The 16,638-nt window shown below is 34.0% G+C and carries 19 protein-coding genes and 1 other RNA gene; 18 read left to right on the forward strand and 2 right to left on the reverse strand.

Annotated features, from left to right (window positions below; translation table 11 throughout):
- Positions 1–140 precede the first annotated feature (140 nt).
- Positions 141–329, reverse strand: a complete 189-nt coding sequence (locus tag CD150_RS12145; RefSeq protein ID WP_064209494.1) for a hypothetical protein — start codon at positions 327–329, stop codon at positions 141–143.
- A 281-nt stretch (positions 330–610) separates the two neighbouring features.
- On the opposite strand from CD150_RS12145, the gene CD150_RS12150 reads away from it, so the two are divergent.
- Positions 611–1,258 (forward strand): DUF4887 domain-containing protein, encoded by a 648-nt coding sequence (locus CD150_RS12150; RefSeq protein ID WP_070039124.1) that lies wholly within the window; start codon positions 611–613, stop codon positions 1,256–1,258.
- Positions 1,259–1,401: 143 nt separating this feature from the next.
- Here CD150_RS12150 and CD150_RS12155 read toward each other — a convergent pair whose 3' ends face one another.
- Positions 1,402–1,629, reverse strand: coding sequence for a hypothetical protein (locus CD150_RS12155; RefSeq protein ID WP_073343090.1), 228 nt, complete (start codon positions 1,627–1,629; stop codon positions 1,402–1,404).
- Between the two features lie 408 nt (positions 1,630–2,037).
- Here CD150_RS12155 and CD150_RS12160 point away from each other — a divergent pair, with 408 nt between their 5' ends.
- The 17 genes from CD150_RS12160 to CD150_RS12240 form a co-directional block, all read left to right on the forward strand.
- On the forward strand, positions 2,038–3,012 hold the full coding sequence (locus CD150_RS12160; RefSeq protein WP_226857817.1) for a sugar-binding transcriptional regulator: 975 nt from the start codon (positions 2,038–2,040) through the stop codon (positions 3,010–3,012).
- A 39-nt stretch (positions 3,013–3,051) separates the two neighbouring features.
- Positions 3,052–4,059, forward strand: a complete 1,008-nt coding sequence (gene gap, locus CD150_RS12165) for a type I glyceraldehyde-3-phosphate dehydrogenase (RefSeq protein WP_019469448.1) — start codon at positions 3,052–3,054, stop codon at positions 4,057–4,059.
- A gap of 129 nt (positions 4,060–4,188) precedes the next feature.
- Complete coding sequence (locus CD150_RS12170; RefSeq protein WP_046207450.1) at positions 4,189–5,379, forward strand: phosphoglycerate kinase; 1,191 nt, start codon at positions 4,189–4,191, stop codon at positions 5,377–5,379.
- 64 nt (positions 5,380–5,443) lie between these two features.
- On the forward strand, positions 5,444–6,205 hold the full coding sequence (gene tpiA / locus CD150_RS12175) for a triose-phosphate isomerase (RefSeq protein ID WP_064209491.1): 762 nt from the start codon (positions 5,444–5,446) through the stop codon (positions 6,203–6,205).
- A gap of 1 nt (position 6,206) precedes the next feature.
- On the forward strand, positions 6,207–7,724 hold the full coding sequence (gpmI, locus tag CD150_RS12180; RefSeq protein WP_046207452.1) for a 2,3-bisphosphoglycerate-independent phosphoglycerate mutase: 1,518 nt from the start codon (positions 6,207–6,209) through the stop codon (positions 7,722–7,724).
- Positions 7,725–7,918: 194 nt separating this feature from the next.
- Positions 7,919–9,223: a surface-displayed alpha-enolase gene (gene eno / locus CD150_RS12185; RefSeq protein ID WP_046207453.1), complete on the forward strand. Its 1,305-nt coding sequence runs from the start codon at positions 7,919–7,921 to the stop codon at positions 9,221–9,223.
- A 263-nt stretch (positions 9,224–9,486) separates the two neighbouring features.
- Positions 9,487–9,948, forward strand: a complete 462-nt coding sequence (locus tag CD150_RS12190; RefSeq protein WP_046207454.1) for a hypothetical protein — start codon at positions 9,487–9,489, stop codon at positions 9,946–9,948.
- Between the two features lie 68 nt (positions 9,949–10,016).
- Complete coding sequence (secG, locus tag CD150_RS12195) at positions 10,017–10,250, forward strand: preprotein translocase subunit SecG (RefSeq protein ID WP_073343085.1); 234 nt, start codon at positions 10,017–10,019, stop codon at positions 10,248–10,250.
- Positions 10,251–10,390: 140 nt separating this feature from the next.
- Positions 10,391–11,131 carry an alpha/beta hydrolase gene (locus tag CD150_RS12200; protein ID WP_103161628.1) on the forward strand — a complete coding sequence of 247 codons (741 nt, stop codon included), beginning with the start codon at positions 10,391–10,393 and terminating at the stop codon, positions 11,129–11,131.
- A gap of 35 nt (positions 11,132–11,166) precedes the next feature.
- Positions 11,167–13,539, forward strand: a complete 2,373-nt coding sequence (rnr, locus tag CD150_RS12205; protein WP_046207456.1) for a ribonuclease R — start codon at positions 11,167–11,169, stop codon at positions 13,537–13,539.
- Between the two features lie 22 nt (positions 13,540–13,561).
- Positions 13,562–14,026, forward strand: coding sequence for an SsrA-binding protein SmpB (gene smpB, locus CD150_RS12210; RefSeq protein ID WP_046207457.1), 465 nt, complete (start codon positions 13,562–13,564; stop codon positions 14,024–14,026).
- A 99-nt stretch (positions 14,027–14,125) separates the two neighbouring features.
- Positions 14,126–14,485: a transfer-messenger RNA gene (gene ssrA, locus CD150_RS12215) on the forward strand.
- 152 nt (positions 14,486–14,637) lie between these two features.
- Positions 14,638–14,847 (forward strand): hypothetical protein, encoded by a 210-nt coding sequence (locus CD150_RS12220; protein ID WP_240621237.1) that lies wholly within the window; start codon positions 14,638–14,640, stop codon positions 14,845–14,847.
- Positions 14,847–15,185 carry a sigma-70 family RNA polymerase sigma factor gene (locus CD150_RS12225; protein WP_307723912.1) on the forward strand — a complete coding sequence of 113 codons (339 nt, stop codon included), beginning with the start codon at positions 14,847–14,849 and terminating at the stop codon, positions 15,183–15,185. The genes CD150_RS12220 and CD150_RS12225 overlap by 1 nt, the downstream gene beginning before the upstream one ends.
- Before the next feature lie 137 nt (positions 15,186–15,322).
- Positions 15,323–15,748: a hypothetical protein gene (locus CD150_RS12230; RefSeq protein ID WP_103161631.1), complete on the forward strand. Its 426-nt coding sequence runs from the start codon at positions 15,323–15,325 to the stop codon at positions 15,746–15,748.
- Positions 15,727–16,128: a hypothetical protein gene (locus tag CD150_RS12235; protein WP_103161632.1), complete on the forward strand. Its 402-nt coding sequence runs from the start codon at positions 15,727–15,729 to the stop codon at positions 16,126–16,128. Before CD150_RS12230 ends, CD150_RS12235 begins: the two co-directional genes overlap by 22 nt.
- Positions 16,129–16,167: 39 nt before the next feature.
- Positions 16,168–16,638, forward strand: a 471-nt coding sequence (locus tag CD150_RS12240) for a hypothetical protein (RefSeq protein WP_206185644.1), incomplete at its 3' end; no start/stop codon positions are given.

Here is a 16,638-nt window from a genome sequence, read left to right on the forward strand (position 1 = left end):
AGGTAAAATTTTGACTCCCTTTAGTAGAGGCCTATACGATTATCGTGTAGGCCTAATTTTTTGTGATTCTTAATATACATCATTGAATCGGTAGAAATTATTTTGATGTCATTATAATAGTGTAATTGAAGTACTACATATTATAAAATAAATAAGCCGATAATGCCAAAAGCGATTAAAAGCAAAAATAGCACAAGTATAAAAAGTTTATAGCGTGTTTTAATTGGGATTTTTGATTCATCATTATCATTTTCGCTCATCATATGACGCAAATGGGTAGGCTTTTTTTGTGATTGATTTGATTCATTAAATAAGTCGTACTTTTTCAAAATCTAGTCACATCCTGTTATGATATTATTGATAGTAAAAGAATAATTTAAGTAAAAGTATTGAAACAATATTCGAAATTAGATTAGTATTAAGTTGAAGCAACAATAAAAGTGTTGTATGTGATTATTTTACTATAGTTTGGAAATCAAAGTAACATCTACATTAAAATGTGGTTAATAAGGTTGTTTAATCAAAGAAATAGTGTAAAATATAGTTCTAACATGAAGTTAAATGCCATTTGAAAATGATGATTTGATATAAATTGAAGTGAGGGGAGCATATGCCTAAGCATAATCAAAATAACAATTTTGATGACAAAGATAATAAAAAAATGAGTGGTTTCGCAAAACTGATCAGTGGATTGATTGTCCTATTACTTATAGGTGGGTTAGTTTTTGCAATTTTTGCATTCGTAGATCATTCAAATAAAGCCAATGAACGTTTGGCAGACCAAAAACAAGAAGAAAAAGACAAAAAGAAAGAAAAAACTAAGGAACAAAAAGACAAGAAAAAAGAAAAATCAACTGAAGAAACAAACCAAACACAACAAACCCAACAGACACAACAAACACAACAAGTTCCTCAGACACAACAGACGCAACAAACCCAACAGACACAGCAACCTAGAACACAAGAAAGAAGAACTACGGAAGAAAAAGATTCACCTGAAAAAACAAAGGAAGAACGTACTACTGAAGAACGCTCAACAGAGGAAAAAACAAGCGAACCTTCAACAGAAGAAAAAACAACAGAAGAAAAGACGAGTGAACCTTCTACTGAAGAGCGCACATCTGAGCCTTCAACAGAAGAGAAGACGAGTGAACCTTCTACTCAACAACGCAGTACGCAACAAAATACTCAACAACGTTCAACTCAAAATAATAATTCAAACACAGAAAAAAGTTCGCAATCATCTGATGAAGATTAAATATAAAAAGAAAATTATATTTCTAGAACACGCGCTGTCACATACAGTGCGTGTTTTTTATAAATATTAATGTGAATTAAGCACTAAAATGAAACGCAGCTTATCATTTGTAGTAAGAATCATATGAAACAAAAAAGGAATGATTAAAATAAAAAGCTCACTAAATATGAAATGAATGACAATAGCAGTATGATTGATAAGCAGCCACCTAAACAACCAAATGGACCTAAATGACAACCAATGTGTTTGTTGTAATTAAATGATTGATATGGATTTTTTTGAGAATGTTCTTTCGTTTGTTTAAAGTAATCGTCATCTTTGTATCTTTTATCTTCTGGGTCTATAACTTCTGGGTGTTTATTGTTAGACATGTATATTCCTCCTGAAAAATAACTCATTAAGTTTATATTTATTTTAAGCATAATTGGAGATTGTTTCAAAGAAACGCATGTTGATGATGTTATGTTTAACATATAATTAAAAAATGTCATGTGGAAAATGATTAATAAAAAAAGAAAATGGGTAAAATATTTCTATAGAGAATAGAACTATAAAAGTATAAATTTCACTTTATTTAAGACCGAAGTATTTCTCTTGCTTTTTTAAATGTATAGTAGTATTATAGCAAATATAAGAGGTTATATTTTTTTGTCCCAGTAGGGACGTAAAAAGTCAATCTATGGTTAGAACTTGACCCTTGTATATAGAAACGGAGGAGGTTAGTAGTGAAGAACTTGATAAAAATTCAACAAAAGCTTGTCCCAGAAATTGTTGAAAAGATGTATCGTCGTTTTTCAATACTCACTACTATCGCTCAGTATCAACCCGTCGGTAGACGTAGTTTAAGTGAATATATGGATTTAACTGAAAGAGTGTTGCGTTCTGAAACAGATGTTTTAAAGAAACAAGCACTTATCAAAGTTAAACCTACAGGTATGGAAATCACTGAAGCTGGTGAAACGACAGTACGCCAACTCAATAGTTATTTTAACGTTTATTCAGATGATCATCACCTTGCGCAAATTATCAAAGAAAAATATGGCATTAAAGATGTTTATGTCATTCCTGGTGATTCAGACACTGATAAAACGGTTAAAATTGAATTATCTAAACAAGCCGGACAGCTAGTTGAAGATGTTTTATACGATCATGCAACTGTAGCAGTTACTGGTGGCTCAACAATGGCATACGTAAGTGAAGCTATGCATCGGCAACCTTACGACGTATTTTTTGTACCTGCAAGAGGTGGGCTTGGTGAAAACGTTGTATATCAAGCCAATACGATTGCAGCCAGTATGGCTCAGCAAACAGATGGAGATTATACAACGCTTTATGTACCAGATAATGTCAGTGAAACAACGTATAATACACTTATGTTAGAGCCTTCAGTGATACACACTTTAGAAAAAATTAAAGAAGCAAATATTACAATCCACGGCATTGGTGATGCGCTGAAGATGGCGCGTAGACGTCAATCACCTAGTGAAGTTATTGAAAAACTTCAACATCACAATGCCTCGGGAGAAGCATTTGGATATTATTTCGATGAACAAGGGCAGATCGTTCACAAAGTAAAAACAATCGGACTTCAATTAGAAGACCTTGTATCGAAAAAGTTTATCTTTGCCGTTGCTGGGGGTAAATCAAAAGGAGAGGCAATTAAAGCTTATCTTTCGATTGCACCCAAAAACACTGTGTTAATCACAGATGAAGGAGCGGCAAGTATTATCGCGAATAATAGTAATAAAAAGTGATTCCACTTTTTAAATATCATTTTAAAGGAGGCCATTATAATGGCAGTTAAAGTAGCAATTAATGGTTTTGGTAGAATTGGTCGTTTAGCATTCAGAAGAATTCAAGATGTAGAAGGAATCGATGTAGTAGCAGTAAACGACTTAACAGATGATGAAATGTTAGCTCATTTATTAAAATATGACACTACACAAGGTCGCTTCACAGGAGAAGTTGAAGTTGAAGAGAATGGTTTCCGCGTTAACGGATTAGAAGTTAAATCATTTTCTGAGCCAGATCCAAGCAAATTACCTTGGGGAGACTTAGATATCGATGTAGTATTAGAATGTACTGGTTTATTTACAGATAAAGAAAAAGCAGAAGCACATATCAATGCAGGAGCTAAAAAAGTATTGATTTCAGCACCAGCTAAAGGTGACTTGAAAACAATCGTTTACAACACTAACCATGATACTTTAGATGGTTCAGAAGACGTTGTTTCAGGTGCTTCATGTACTACTAACTCATTAGCACCAGTTGCTAAAGTGTTGAATGATGAATTCGGTTTAATCGAAGGTTTCATGACTACAATTCATGCTTACACTGGTGACCAAAGCACACAAGATGCGCCTCATAGAAAAGGTGACAAACGTCGTGCACGTGCAGCTGCTGAAAACATTATCCCTAACTCAACAGGTGCTGCTAAAGCTATCGGCCTAGTAATTCCTGAAATTGATGGTAAATTAGACGGTGGAGCACAACGTGTACCAGTTGCAACTGGTTCATTAACTGAATTAACAGTAGTTTTAGATAAAAATGTAAGTATCGAAGACGTAAATAACGCAATGAAAAATGCATCTAACGAATCATTCGGTTATACTGAAGATGAAATCGTTTCTTCTGATGTAATCGGAATGACTTACGGTTCACTATTTGATGCAACTCAAACACGTGTTATGACTGTTGGAGATCGTCAATTAGTTAAAGTAGCAGCTTGGTATGATAACGAAATGTCATACACTTCACAATTAGTACGCACATTAGAATATTTAGCAAGTCACGCTAAATAATTTGATGCTCACTTTAGTTTAACAAGTATAGCGTTGTGAAATTGAATCAATAAGCTTAGGAGTAAGCGGGGAGCTCAACGCTTCTCCGCTTATTTTACTTTATTCATCCATCTAAAGGAGGAAGATTACATGACAAAAAAAATTGTATCTGATATCGAGTTAAAAGGTAAAACTGTACTTGTACGTGCAGATTTTAACGTACCTATGAAAGACGGTGAAATTACGGACGACAATCGTATCGTTCAAGCTTTACCAACTATAAAATATATTATTGAACAAGGTGGTAAAGTCGTTTTATTCTCTCACTTAGGAAAAGTTAAAGAAGAAAGTGATAAAGCAGAATTAACTTTAAAACCTGTAGCTAATGCATTAGCTGAAAAATTAAATAAAGACGTGGCATTTGTTCCTGAAACACGTGGAACACAATTAGAGCACTCAATTAAAGATTTAAATGAAGGTGATGTGCTATTAGTTGAAAATACACGTTTTGAAGATTTAGAAGGTAAAAAAGAGTCTAAAAATGACCCTGAATTAGGTGAATACTGGGCATCATTAGGTGATGTATTTGTAAATGATGCATTTGGAACGGCACACCGTAAACATGCGTCAAACGTAGGTATTGCAGCTCACTTAGAAACTGTAGCAGGTTATCTAATGGAAAAAGAAATTAGATATATCGGTGGTGTTGTAGAAAACCCAGATAAACCTGTAGTTGCAATTCTTGGTGGCGCTAAAGTTTCAGATAAAATTGGTGTAATCACTAACTTATTGAAAATTGCAGATAAAGTGCTTATTGGTGGCGGTATGTCATACACATTCTTCAAAGCGCAAGGTAAAGAAATCGGCTTATCTTTATTAGAAGAAGATAAAGTAGACTTTGCAAAAGAATTGTTAGAAAAAGCAGGAGATCAAATTGTATTACCTGTAGACTGTAAAGTTGCAAAAGAATTTTCTAATGATGCGAAGATTACAGAAGTTTCTGTTGATAACATTCCTGCCGACCAAGAAGCGATGGATGTTGGTCCGAAAACTGTAGAATTATTCAAAGAAAAACTACAAGGCGCTCATACAGTAGTTTGGAATGGACCTATGGGTGTATTTGAATTCAGTAATTTCGCAAAAGGTACAATTGGGGTTTGTGAAGCAATTGCTGAAATGAAAGATGCAAACACAATTATCGGTGGTGGCGATTCAGCTGCAGCAGCGATTTCATTAGGATATGCTGATGACTTTAGTCACATTTCAACTGGTGGCGGTGCTTCATTAGAATATCTTGAAGGTAAGGAACTGCCAGGTGTCGTTGCGATTGCTAATAAATAATCGTTAATTTACGAGCAAAACTTGATTAAACATTAATCATAATTTACTAATAGGAGTGTATATAATGAGAAAACCAATTATTGCGGGTAACTGGAAGATGAACAAAACAGTTCAAGAGGCTAAAGATTTTATTAATGAATTACCAGCATTACCAGATACTAAAGAGGTAGAATCTGTCATTTGTGCTCCAACAATTCAATTAGATGCCTTAGTAACAGCAGTTAATGAAGGTAAAGCACAAGGTTTACAAATTGGTGCACAAAATGCTTTTTATGAAGATAATGGTGCATTTACAGGTGAAACATCACCAGTAGCATTAGCTGATTTAGGCGTAAAATACGTTGTTATTGGACACTCTGAGCGTCGTGAAATCTTCCATGAAACAGATGAAGATATTAACAAAAAAGCACATGCCGTATTCAATCATGGTATGACTCCAATTATTTGTGTTGGTGAAACAGACGAAGAACGCGAAAGTGGCAAAGCTAATGAAGTTGTTGGTAACCAAGTGAAAAAAGCGGTTGAAGGATTATCTGAAACACAATTGAAACAAGTTGTCATTGCATATGAACCAATTTGGGCAATCGGTACTGGCAAATCATCAACTGCAAAAGATGCCAATGAAATGTGTGCATTTGTAAGAGAAACGATTGCAGACTTATCAGGACAATCAGTTGCTGAAGCAACACGTATTCAATATGGCGGTAGTGTTAAACCTAACAACATAAAAGAATACATGGCAGAATCAGACATCGATGGCGCATTAGTAGGTGGCGCATCTCTTAAAGTGGACGATTTTGTACAATTGTTAGAAGGTGCAAAATAATATGGCTAAACAACCAACTGCATTAATTATTTTAGATGGTTTTGCAAATAGAGAAAGTGAGCATGGTAATGCTGTGAAACTAGCTAATAAACCTAATTTTGACCGTTATTATAATCAATATCCAACAACACAAATCGAAGCGAGTGGCTTGGATGTTGGACTTCCTGAAGGTCAAATGGGTAATTCAGAAGTTGGACACATGAATATTGGCGCTGGACGCATTGTTTATCAAAGTTTAACACGTATCAATAAATCTATTGAAGATGGCGATTTCTTTGAAAATGATGTATTGAACCAGGCGATTCAACACGTAAAAGGCAATCAATCAGCACTTCATATTTTTGGTTTATTGTCAGATGGTGGTGTGCATAGTCATTACAAGCATCTATTTGCTTTATTAGAATTAGCCAAAAAGCAAGGCGTTGACAACGTTTATGTACACGCGTTCTTAGATGGACGTGATGTTGACCAAAAATCAGCACTTAAATATATCGAAGAAACAGAAGCTAAATTCAAAGAATTAGGCATTGGCCAATTCGCATCTGTTTCAGGTCGTTATTATGCAATGGATCGTGATAAACGCTGGGATAGAGAAGAAAAAGCTTATAACGCAATTCGTAACTTTGGTGGAGAAACATTTGAATCAGCTAAAGCTGGTGTTGAAGCAAACTATGCTAAAGATTTAACTGATGAATTTGTCGAACCATTTATCATCAAAGATCAAAATAATGGCGTGAATGATGGAGATGCAGTCATCTTCTATAACTTCCGTCCTGATAGAGCTGGTCAACTGTCTGAAATCTTTACAGATAAAGCATTTGAAGGCTTTAAAGTAGACCAAGTTAATGACTTATTTTACGCTACATTTACAAAATATAATGATAATGTAGATGCAAAAATTGTTTTTGAAAAAGTCGACTTAACAAATACAATTGGTGAAGTTGCACAAGATAATGGCTTGAAACAGTTACGTATAGCGGAAACTGAAAAATTCCCGCATGTCACTTATTTTATGAGTGGTGGTCGCAATGATGAATTCGAAGGTGAACGTCGTAGATTGATTGACTCACCTAAAGTTGCAACTTATGATCTTAAACCAGAAATGAGTGCTTATGAAGTCAAAGACGCACTGATTGAAGAGTTGAATAAAGGTGACTTAGACTTAATCTTATTAAACTTTGCCAATCCTGATATGGTGGGGCATAGTGGTATGCTTGAACCTACAATCAAAGCGATTGAAGCAGTTGATGAGTGTTTAGGTGAAGTCGTAGATAAAATTATTGATATGGGTGGTCATGCCATCATTACAGCTGACCATGGTAACTCAGATATGGTACTCACTGATGATGAGCAACCAATGACAACACATACGACTAACCCTGTACCAGTGATTGTTACTAAAGAGGGTGAAACTTTACGTGAAACAGGTCGACTAGGTGATTTAGCGCCTACACTATTAGATTTGTTACAAGTAAAACAACCTGAAGACATGACTGGCGAATCACTTATCAAGCATTAAAATAATATAAACACAATATGGTCCAAAGACCAGAAATATAAGGGCGTGTCATTGTTTAAGATTTGCTTAAATGACTGATGGCACGCATAATCAAAATGAAGTAATTAAATTATTTGTATTTATAGTATTTATAGCTATAATAAAGATGAAATTTAATATTTCTAAACTACTTATTTATAAAGGAGATTACAAAAATGCCAATTATTACAGATGTTTATGCTCGCGAAGTCCTTGACTCACGCGGCAACCCAACAGTGGAAGTAGAAGTATTAACTGAAAGCGGTGCATTTGGTCGCACACTTGTACCATCAGGTGCGTCTACTGGTGAGCACGAAGCAGTTGAATTACGTGATGGAGACAAATCACGTTATTTAGGTAAAGGTGTAACGAAAGCTGTTGAAAACGTAAATGAAATTATTGCACCTGAATTAGTTGAAGGTGAATTTTCAGTATTAGAACAAGTTTCAATTGATAAAATGATGATTCAATTAGACGGAACTGAAAATAAAGGTAAATTAGGCGCAAATGCTATTCTTGGTGTTTCTATTGCAGTAGCACGTGCAGCAGCTGATTTATTAGGCCAACCACTTTATAAATATTTAGGTGGCTTCAATGGTAAACAATTACCAGTTCCAATGATGAACATTGTAAATGGTGGTTCTCACTCTGATGCGCCAATCGCATTCCAAGAGTTCATGATCTTACCAGTTGGTGCAGAAACATTTAAAGAATCATTACGTTGGGGAGCAGAAATTTTCCACAACTTAAAATCAATCCTTAAAAACCGTGGTTTAGAAACAGCAGTAGGTGACGAAGGTGGTTTCGCTCCTAAATTTGAAGGTACAGAGGATGCTGTTGAAACAATCTTAGAAGCGATTAAAGCAGTAGGTTTAGAACCTGGTAAAGATGTGTTCTTAGGCTTTGACTGTGCTTCATCAGAATTCTTCGAAGATGGTGTTTATAACTATGCTAAATTCGAAGGCGAAAATGGTTCAAAACTTACAGCAGAACAACAAGTTGACTATTTAGAAGAATTGGTTAATAAATATCCAATTATTTCTATTGAAGATGGTATGGATGAAAATGACTGGGACGGTTGGAAAGTATTAACTGACCGTATCGGTGATCGTGTTCAATTAGTTGGTGACGATTTATTCGTTACAAACACTGTTAAATTATCAGAAGGTATCGAAAAAGGTATCGGTAATTCAATCTTAATTAAAGTTAACCAAATTGGTACATTAACTGAAACATTTGATGCTATTGAAATGGCTCAAAAAGCTGGTTATACAGCAGTAGTATCACACCGTTCTGGTGAAACAGAAGATACAACTATTGCTGATATCGCAGTTGCTACAAATGCAGGTCAAATTAAAACTGGTTCATTATCAAGAACTGACCGTATTGCTAAATACAATCAATTATTACGCATCGAAGATGAATTATTTGAAACAGGCAAATTCGATGGTATTAAATCATTCTACAATTTAGATAAATAATGTTTATCTAAAAATGAGTTCACGCGCTAACACGTAAACCCTATGGGTTTGCGTGTTTTTTGATTGGATGAAAAATCATATACCAAGCGTATGGTGCAGTTAGGTTATTGCGATACCTGTCGATTTCAGTTATGATGACCAATTGTGTCAGAGAAACATACATATTAATGAAATACAAGATTTACATTGTTTAATTTGTTCATCTTTGTTTGTGAAACTGATATAATTAATAGTGTAAATTATAGAAGGAGCATTGACTGATTATGAAGGCACAACCTAAAACAAAAGAAATTCGAACAGGTCATTTTCTTGCATACACTTCACTAATTATAGCAATACTTTATGCGATTCATTTATTCGTTATTTTAGACGATAGTGTAATAAAACAAATGTTAATAAATAGTAGACAAAAGCCTTCTGAAAACGCAATTGGTGTGATAAAAAACAGTTTCCAATTTACAGGTATCATGTATGTGATTGCTAATTTAACAGGGATTATTGCGATTTGGAATAGGCATACTTATTTGTGGTGGTTTATGTTTGCAGTATTCACTTCACAAATTTTATATAATTTAGTTAATATCAATGCGGTTTATGAAGCGATATTAGATACAAAATCAATGATTAATATCTTACCGTTAACAATTGTATTGATCATGTCACTTATTTTAGCGATATATATGCTGGTTGTTTCAATTAAACGTAAAAGCACTTTTAATAGATAGAAGTTTGCTAAATAAGATAAACGTGTGATATAATGCGGTTCGTATATAATGAATGGAGGACAATTTTTATGCATACATTTTTCATAATCATTTTAATTTTAGATTGTATTGCATTAGTGACTGTTGTATTACTCCAAGAAGGTAAAAGTAATGGACTATCAGGTGCGATAAGCGGTGGCGCTGAACAGTTATTTGGTAAACAAAAACAACGTGGCGTTGATTTATTCTTGCATAGATTAACAATTGTATTGTCTGTCATTTTCTTCTTGTTAATGTTAGGCATAAGTTATTTTGGTTTATAAGGTCCGACAATGTAAAAGTCGGGCTTTTTTATTTATAATGGAAGTATTCGACTTTTAAATGATTCGAAGTAGGGAATATATTTTGAGTACAACTGATATCATAATTATTTTAATAGCTTGGATGAAGGGATTGAGTCACGATGCAAATTAGATTACCAGAACCATTCTTTTTTGAAGAAGGTAATCGTGCTGTATTACTTTTACATGGTTTTACAGGGAATTCTTCAGATGTAAGACAGTTAGGTAGATTCTTACAAAAAAAGGGTTACACTTCTTATGCACCACAATATGATGGTCATGCAGCACCACCAGAAGAGATACTGCAATCTAGTCCATTTGCATGGTATAAAGATGCAATAGATGGATATGAATTCCTTGTTGATAAAGGATATGATGAAATTGTGGTTGCTGGCTTATCACTGGGTGGTTGTTATGCATTAAAAATAAGCTTAGATAGAGATGTAAAGGGTATTATAACAATGTGTTCACCTATGCATATTAAGACTGAAGGTGCAATGTTTGATGGTGTCTTAACGTATGCGCGTAATTTCAAAAAATACGAAGGCAAAGATGAAGCGACAATAGAAAAAGAAATGGATGCGTTTCATCCAACAGATACGTTAAAAGATCTACAAGGTCAGATTCAAAGTATACGTAATCAAGTAGACGAGGTAATGGATCCACTATTTGTTATCCAAGGTGAGCAAGATCAAATGATTAATACCGACTCTGCTAATATTATATACAATGACAGCGAGTCTGATGATAAAGAAATTAAATGGTATGCGAATTCAGGACATGTCATTACAATTGATAAAGAAAAAGAAAAAGTTTTTGAAGATATATACCAATTCTTAGAATCATTAGATTGGTCCAAATAAATTTTTAGTATTTAATTATAGAAAGGAGGGGCATAATGAATTTAAAGCAATCCATAGAAGAAATTATTAAGCAACCAGATTATGAACCCATGTCTGTATCAGATTTTCAAGATGCATTAGGTTTAAATAGTGCCGACTCATTTAGAGACTTAATCAAGGTACTTGTTGAATTAGAACAAACAGGATTAATTCAACGTACGAAGACAGATAGATACCAACGTAAGGAATCTAAAAAATCAAAACAATCGAAATTAATACAAGGTACGCTTAGTCAAAATAAAAAAGGCTTTGCATTCTTACGTCCTGAAGACGATGAGATGGATGATGTCTTTATCCCACCTACAAAGATTAATCGTGCAATGGATGGAGATACTGTACTTGTCGAATTACAAAACTCTAAAGGTGAACATAAAGGTAAGCTGGAAGGTGAAGTAAAATCAATCGAAAAACACTCCGTTACCCAAGTAGTGGGCACGTACAGTGAAGCTCGACATTTTGGATTTGTCTTACCAGATGATAAACGCATTATGCAAGATGTGTTTATACCTAAAGGTCATAATTTAGGTGCGATAGATGGGCATAAAGTATTAGTACAAATCACGAAATATGCGGACGGTACCGATAACCCAGAAGGCCAAGTTTCAGCAATTTTAGGTCATAAAAATGATCCAGGTGTCGACATCTTGTCGATTATCTATCAACATGGTATTGAAATAGAATTTCCAGATAAGGTATTAGAAGAAGCTGAAGCTGTACCAGATGAAATCAAACCATCTGAAATTGAAGGACGTCGTGATTTAAGAAATGAGCTAACTATTACAATTGATGGCGCAGACGCTAAAGACTTAGATGACGCAATTAGTGTCAAGAAGTTAGATAATGGTCATACACAATTGACAGTGAGTATCGCTGATGTCAGTTATTATGTAACGGAAGGATCAGCACTAAATGAAGAAGCATACGACCGTGCAACAAGTGTATATTTAGTTGACCGTGTAATTCCAATGATACCTCATCGACTTAGTAACGGTATTTGTTCATTGAATCCACAAGTAGATAGGCTAACTTTAAGTTGCCAGATGGAATTAGATGAACGTGGTCATGTGGTTAATCATGAAATCTTTGATAGTGTGATTCATTCAAATTATCGTATGACATACGATGAAGTGAATGAAATTATTACAGATCAAAATGAAGATACGCGCAAACAATATAACGAAGTTACACCAATGCTTGATTTAGCTAAAGACTTGTCTGAACGTTTAATCAACATGCGTAAACGCCGTGGTGAAATTGACTTCGATATCAGTGAAGCCAAAGTACTAGTCAATGATGAAGGCATTCCAACAGACGTAGAATTAAGAAAACGCGGTGAAGGTGAACGTCTCATCGAATCGTTTATGTTAGCAGCCAACGAAACGATAGCAGAACATTTCGATCGATTAAATGTACCATTTATATATCGTGTACACGAGCAACCGAAATCAGAACGTTTACGCCAATTCTTTGACTTTATTACTAACTTTGGTTTAATGATTAAAGGTACTGGCGAAGAAGTACATCCATCAACTTTACAAAAAATTCAACAAGAAGTAGAAGGTCAACCAGAGCAAATGGTCATTTCTACTATGATGTTACGTTCAATGCAACAAGCACGTTATGATGATGTGAATCTAGGTCACTTCGGCCTGTCAGCAGAACACTATACACACTTTACATCACCGATTCGGAGATATCCAGATTTAATCGTGCATAGACTTATTCGTAAATATCTTATTGATAAAACAATGGATGATAAAACACTTAATAAATGGGAAGAAGCATTACCAGAAATTGCTGATCATACATCACAAAGAGAACGTAGAGCGATCGAAGCAGAACGTGACACCGATGAATTGAAGAAAGCAGAATATATGGTTCAACATATCGGAGAAGAATATGAAGGTATCATCAGCTCTGTAGCTAATTTTGGTATGTTTATCGAATTGCCAAATACAATCGAAGGTATGGTACATGTATCAGAGATGACCGACGATTATTATCACTTCGATGAACGTCAAATGGCAATGATTGGAGAACGCCAAGCTAAAGTCTTCCGCATCGGTGATCCAGTTAAAATCAAAGTTGTTAACGTAGATGTTGATGAGCGTATGATCGATTTCCAAATTGTCGGGATGCCATTACCGAAAAAAGAGCGTAGTCCAAGACCTTCACGTGGTAAGACGATTCAAGCGAAGCCACGCGGTCAATCATTAGATAACTCAAATAATGATAAAAAAGGCAAGAAGAAACAACGAAAAGGTAAAAACCAACGCAATAAAAACAAACAAGCAAGTGGTAACACCAAACACAAGCCATTTTACAAAGATAAAAAAGTGAAAAATAAAGCTCGTAAGAAGAAAAAATAATTCAACAAAGAGGTGAAACTCAATGCCAAAGAAAAAATCACCAGGAACATTAGCTGAAAATCGTAAGGCCAGACATGATTTTAATATAGAAGATACGATTGAAGCGGGCATTGTGTTGAAAGGGACAGAAATTAAGTCCATTCGTCGTGGCAGTGCAAACCTTAAAGATAGCTATGCGCAAGTAAATCGTGGCGAAATGTTTTTAAATAATATGCACATTGCCCCATATGAAGAAGGAAATCGATTTAACCATGACCCACGTCGTTCACGCAAATTACTATTACACAAACGTGAAATAGCAAAATTAGGAGAACGTACTAGAGAAATTGGTTATTCCATCATTCCTTTAAAACTCTATTTAAAACACGGTCAATGCAAAGTTTTACTTGGTGTTGCAAGAGGTAAGAAAAAACATGATAAACGTCAGGCATTGAAAGAAAAAGCAATGAAACGTGACGTAGATAGAGCGCTTAAAGCGCGTTATTAAGCGAAAATATTGCCAAAGACTTCGATCTTTGGTAATATAATATGTGCTTTCTGAAAAAGATAGATGATTAAATCTACAGAAAGTACATTATATTATTAAGGGGACGTTTTTGGATTCGACAGGGGTCCCCGAGCTAGTTAAGCGTGTCGGAGGGTTGTCTCCGCACCAACACACACAGTTAAAAATTAACTGACAAATCAAACAATAATTTCGCAGTAGCTGCCTAATAGCACTCTGCATCGCCTAACTGCATTTCCTATGTGCAGTTAACGCGATTCAACCTTAATAGGATACGCTAGGCACTGCCGTTCGAAGTCTGCCTAGAAGAGATTAATCGAACTAGCATAATGTCGGCTGTCTATCACCTAACATTATGCGAAATACCTTGATAGACTACACACGTAGAAAGATTAGTATCAGGACCTCTGGACGCGGGTTCGAATCCCGCCGTCTCCATATCCGAGCTCTCAACCACAACGGTTGAGGGCTTTTTTCATGTATAAAAATTTTGAAATTTATTGAGAGTTGTTCTAGAAAGATACGTGTGTAATTATCATAATATGGTAGATACTTATAAGAATCTACCTAGTGATATGGATGAACTTCAATATATGAACCTAGAATCGATTGTAAAGGGCATTACAGAGGTATACAACGATTGTGATATTAAAGTACAACAGATTATTAAATTGTCATGGTGGGACGATAACAACCGTACAGAGAACGTTATAGCTGATGTGATGGGCATAAGTGAATTAACGTTAAGACATGCAAAAGAAGTTATATTAAAGCGTGTTGCGAAAGCAGTTGACTATGTGTGATGTACGACAAGAAAACAGTTAAAAAGTTTATATTAAATTACCACAAGACAATGAATAAGAGTAATGAGTGTTACGAAGATACAACTGTGGATGACTTCTTTAGTGTGGATGATCAAGCAGAATCGCATGAGATAGATAATAGTAATATTGAAGAAAGTATATTTTATAATGAAATAGAAATATTAATTGAGAAAGTGGCCACAGATAAAGAGTTTTACATGTTTTGGCTGTTAGCAGAAGGCAAGACTTATAAAGAAGTAGGACGTATATTTGAAGTATCAGATAAGAGGGTACAACAAGTATTTGATAGGGTATTAGATAAGGTAGTGGAAGGGTAAGCACTAATGTACTTGCCCTAATTTTTTTATATTTATTCACCTAAATAAGCTAGGGCTATTTTTGTTCGGTACATGTTCTGTCTTTTTATTAATTTCTTTTATCTTATAATGGTATATAAAAAGGTTATAAGGTATGTATGGAAAATTTAAAACTAGATTTTAATAAATTGAAATTCTTAGCAGAAGATAAAAATAAAGAGCTAATAGAGTTACATAAGCATGGTAGATTCTTTAAAACGGTTGCAAGAGATGCTGGATATGTACCTGAATACGCTTTGAAAGCAGTTGTATGTAAATATCATTTTGGAGTTTATCCTGACCATTTAAAAGGGTATAAAACTCATAAATTAGATGTATTATTAAAAAAAGCCAATTTAACTAATGAGTTTAAGAACGAGCAAAGAGGCAATCCAAAGTTTAAAGCGAGTTGGTCGTCTATTTCAAATTGGACATCAGAGTTAAGATATGACACAGAAATAACTAAACAACATGCCAGTAGATATATGAATGCTTTAAACAATGAAAACGGAGGTGTTTACAAATGGATCAAGAAACACTGGTAAGGAAACATTCTAATGAGTTTAAAAATATTACAAATTTGCTTTTAAAAAAATATCCAGATATTGAAATGATATTTTTTTTACCTAACTTCAGAAGTGAAACAGAGTTTAACTACAATGATTACACATTATTTATTAGTGCTAAAAGTTTTGATGATATATATGATTTTGATGTGTATTTGAAAATATTTAATTTATTTAATGATAATTTAACTGATAAAGAAAATGACTTGATTAGTCGTATAACTAAATTCAATACAGATAGTAATGAACGCCAGAGCATTAAAAAGTTTATTAGAAACGATTCTTCTTTAGTAAACTTAAAAGATAATTACCTCAACAATATTAAATTGCCTGATGGTTTATTGACTTTGTCATTGTAATAAAAAAGTACTTTATAAAAAAATTAAGGAGTACAACAAGTGAATCAAAAATATGAAATAGATTTACATTATAAAAATGGTTATTTTAAAATAGAAAGTCACTTTGGGCTTAATTTAAATGTTGTTGAAGAGATGCACGATACTGACATCAAGTCATTTTATTTTGATTCCGATTTTGTGAACACTGACTTCAAAGAAGATCAAAATTGGGCCCTTAATTATTTATTATTGGATATATATAATGGAACACGAATTGCATGTGGTTTAAAACCATTTGAACCAATTCATAATAGAGATAACATTTTAAATATTCAAAATCATATTTTCGCTTATAAAGTTATAAATAATATAACTCTAAAAAATTTAAATTTTTCTCCCGATGAATCAAATTTCAAAATAGCTCTTAGAATGGCAATGAGAAATAAAACTGTTAGAGATTTGTTAATATTATTGAATAAAGTTAGTCATTTTGACGAAAATACTCTTATCAATTATTATAAAATATTTGAT

The organism is Staphylococcus ureilyticus (assembly GCF_002902235.1).
In the GTDB taxonomy this organism is placed as follows: domain Bacteria; phylum Bacillota; class Bacilli; order Staphylococcales; family Staphylococcaceae; genus Staphylococcus; species Staphylococcus ureilyticus.

Coding starts and splice junctions, on each gene's coding strand:
- CD150_RS12150 (WP_070039124.1), top strand. CDS start 611: ATGCCTAAGCATAATCAAAATAACAATTTTGATGACAAAGATAATAAA.
- CD150_RS12155 (WP_073343090.1), bottom strand. CDS start 1,629: ATGTCTAACAATAAACACCCAGAAGTTATAGACCCAGAAGATAAAAGA.
- CD150_RS12160 (WP_226857817.1), top strand. CDS start 2,038: ATGTATCGTCGTTTTTCAATACTCACTACTATCGCTCAGTATCAACCC.
- gap (WP_019469448.1), top strand. CDS start 3,052: ATGGCAGTTAAAGTAGCAATTAATGGTTTTGGTAGAATTGGTCGTTTA.
- CD150_RS12170 (WP_046207450.1), top strand. CDS start 4,189: ATGACAAAAAAAATTGTATCTGATATCGAGTTAAAAGGTAAAACTGTA.
- tpiA (WP_064209491.1), top strand. CDS start 5,444: ATGAGAAAACCAATTATTGCGGGTAACTGGAAGATGAACAAAACAGTT.
- gpmI (WP_046207452.1), top strand. CDS start 6,207: ATGGCTAAACAACCAACTGCATTAATTATTTTAGATGGTTTTGCAAAT.
- eno (WP_046207453.1), top strand. CDS start 7,919: ATGCCAATTATTACAGATGTTTATGCTCGCGAAGTCCTTGACTCACGC.
- CD150_RS12190 (WP_046207454.1), top strand. CDS start 9,487: ATGAAGGCACAACCTAAAACAAAAGAAATTCGAACAGGTCATTTTCTT.
- secG (WP_073343085.1), top strand. CDS start 10,017: ATGCATACATTTTTCATAATCATTTTAATTTTAGATTGTATTGCATTA.
- CD150_RS12200 (WP_103161628.1), top strand. CDS start 10,391: ATGCAAATTAGATTACCAGAACCATTCTTTTTTGAAGAAGGTAATCGT.
- rnr (WP_046207456.1), top strand. CDS start 11,167: ATGAATTTAAAGCAATCCATAGAAGAAATTATTAAGCAACCAGATTAT.
- smpB (WP_046207457.1), top strand. CDS start 13,562: ATGCCAAAGAAAAAATCACCAGGAACATTAGCTGAAAATCGTAAGGCC.
- CD150_RS12220 (WP_240621237.1), top strand. CDS start 14,638: ATGAACCTAGAATCGATTGTAAAGGGCATTACAGAGGTATACAACGAT.
- CD150_RS12225 (WP_307723912.1), top strand. CDS start 14,847: ATGTACGACAAGAAAACAGTTAAAAAGTTTATATTAAATTACCACAAG.
- CD150_RS12230 (WP_103161631.1), top strand. CDS start 15,323: ATGGAAAATTTAAAACTAGATTTTAATAAATTGAAATTCTTAGCAGAA.
- CD150_RS12235 (WP_103161632.1), top strand. CDS start 15,727: ATGGATCAAGAAACACTGGTAAGGAAACATTCTAATGAGTTTAAAAAT.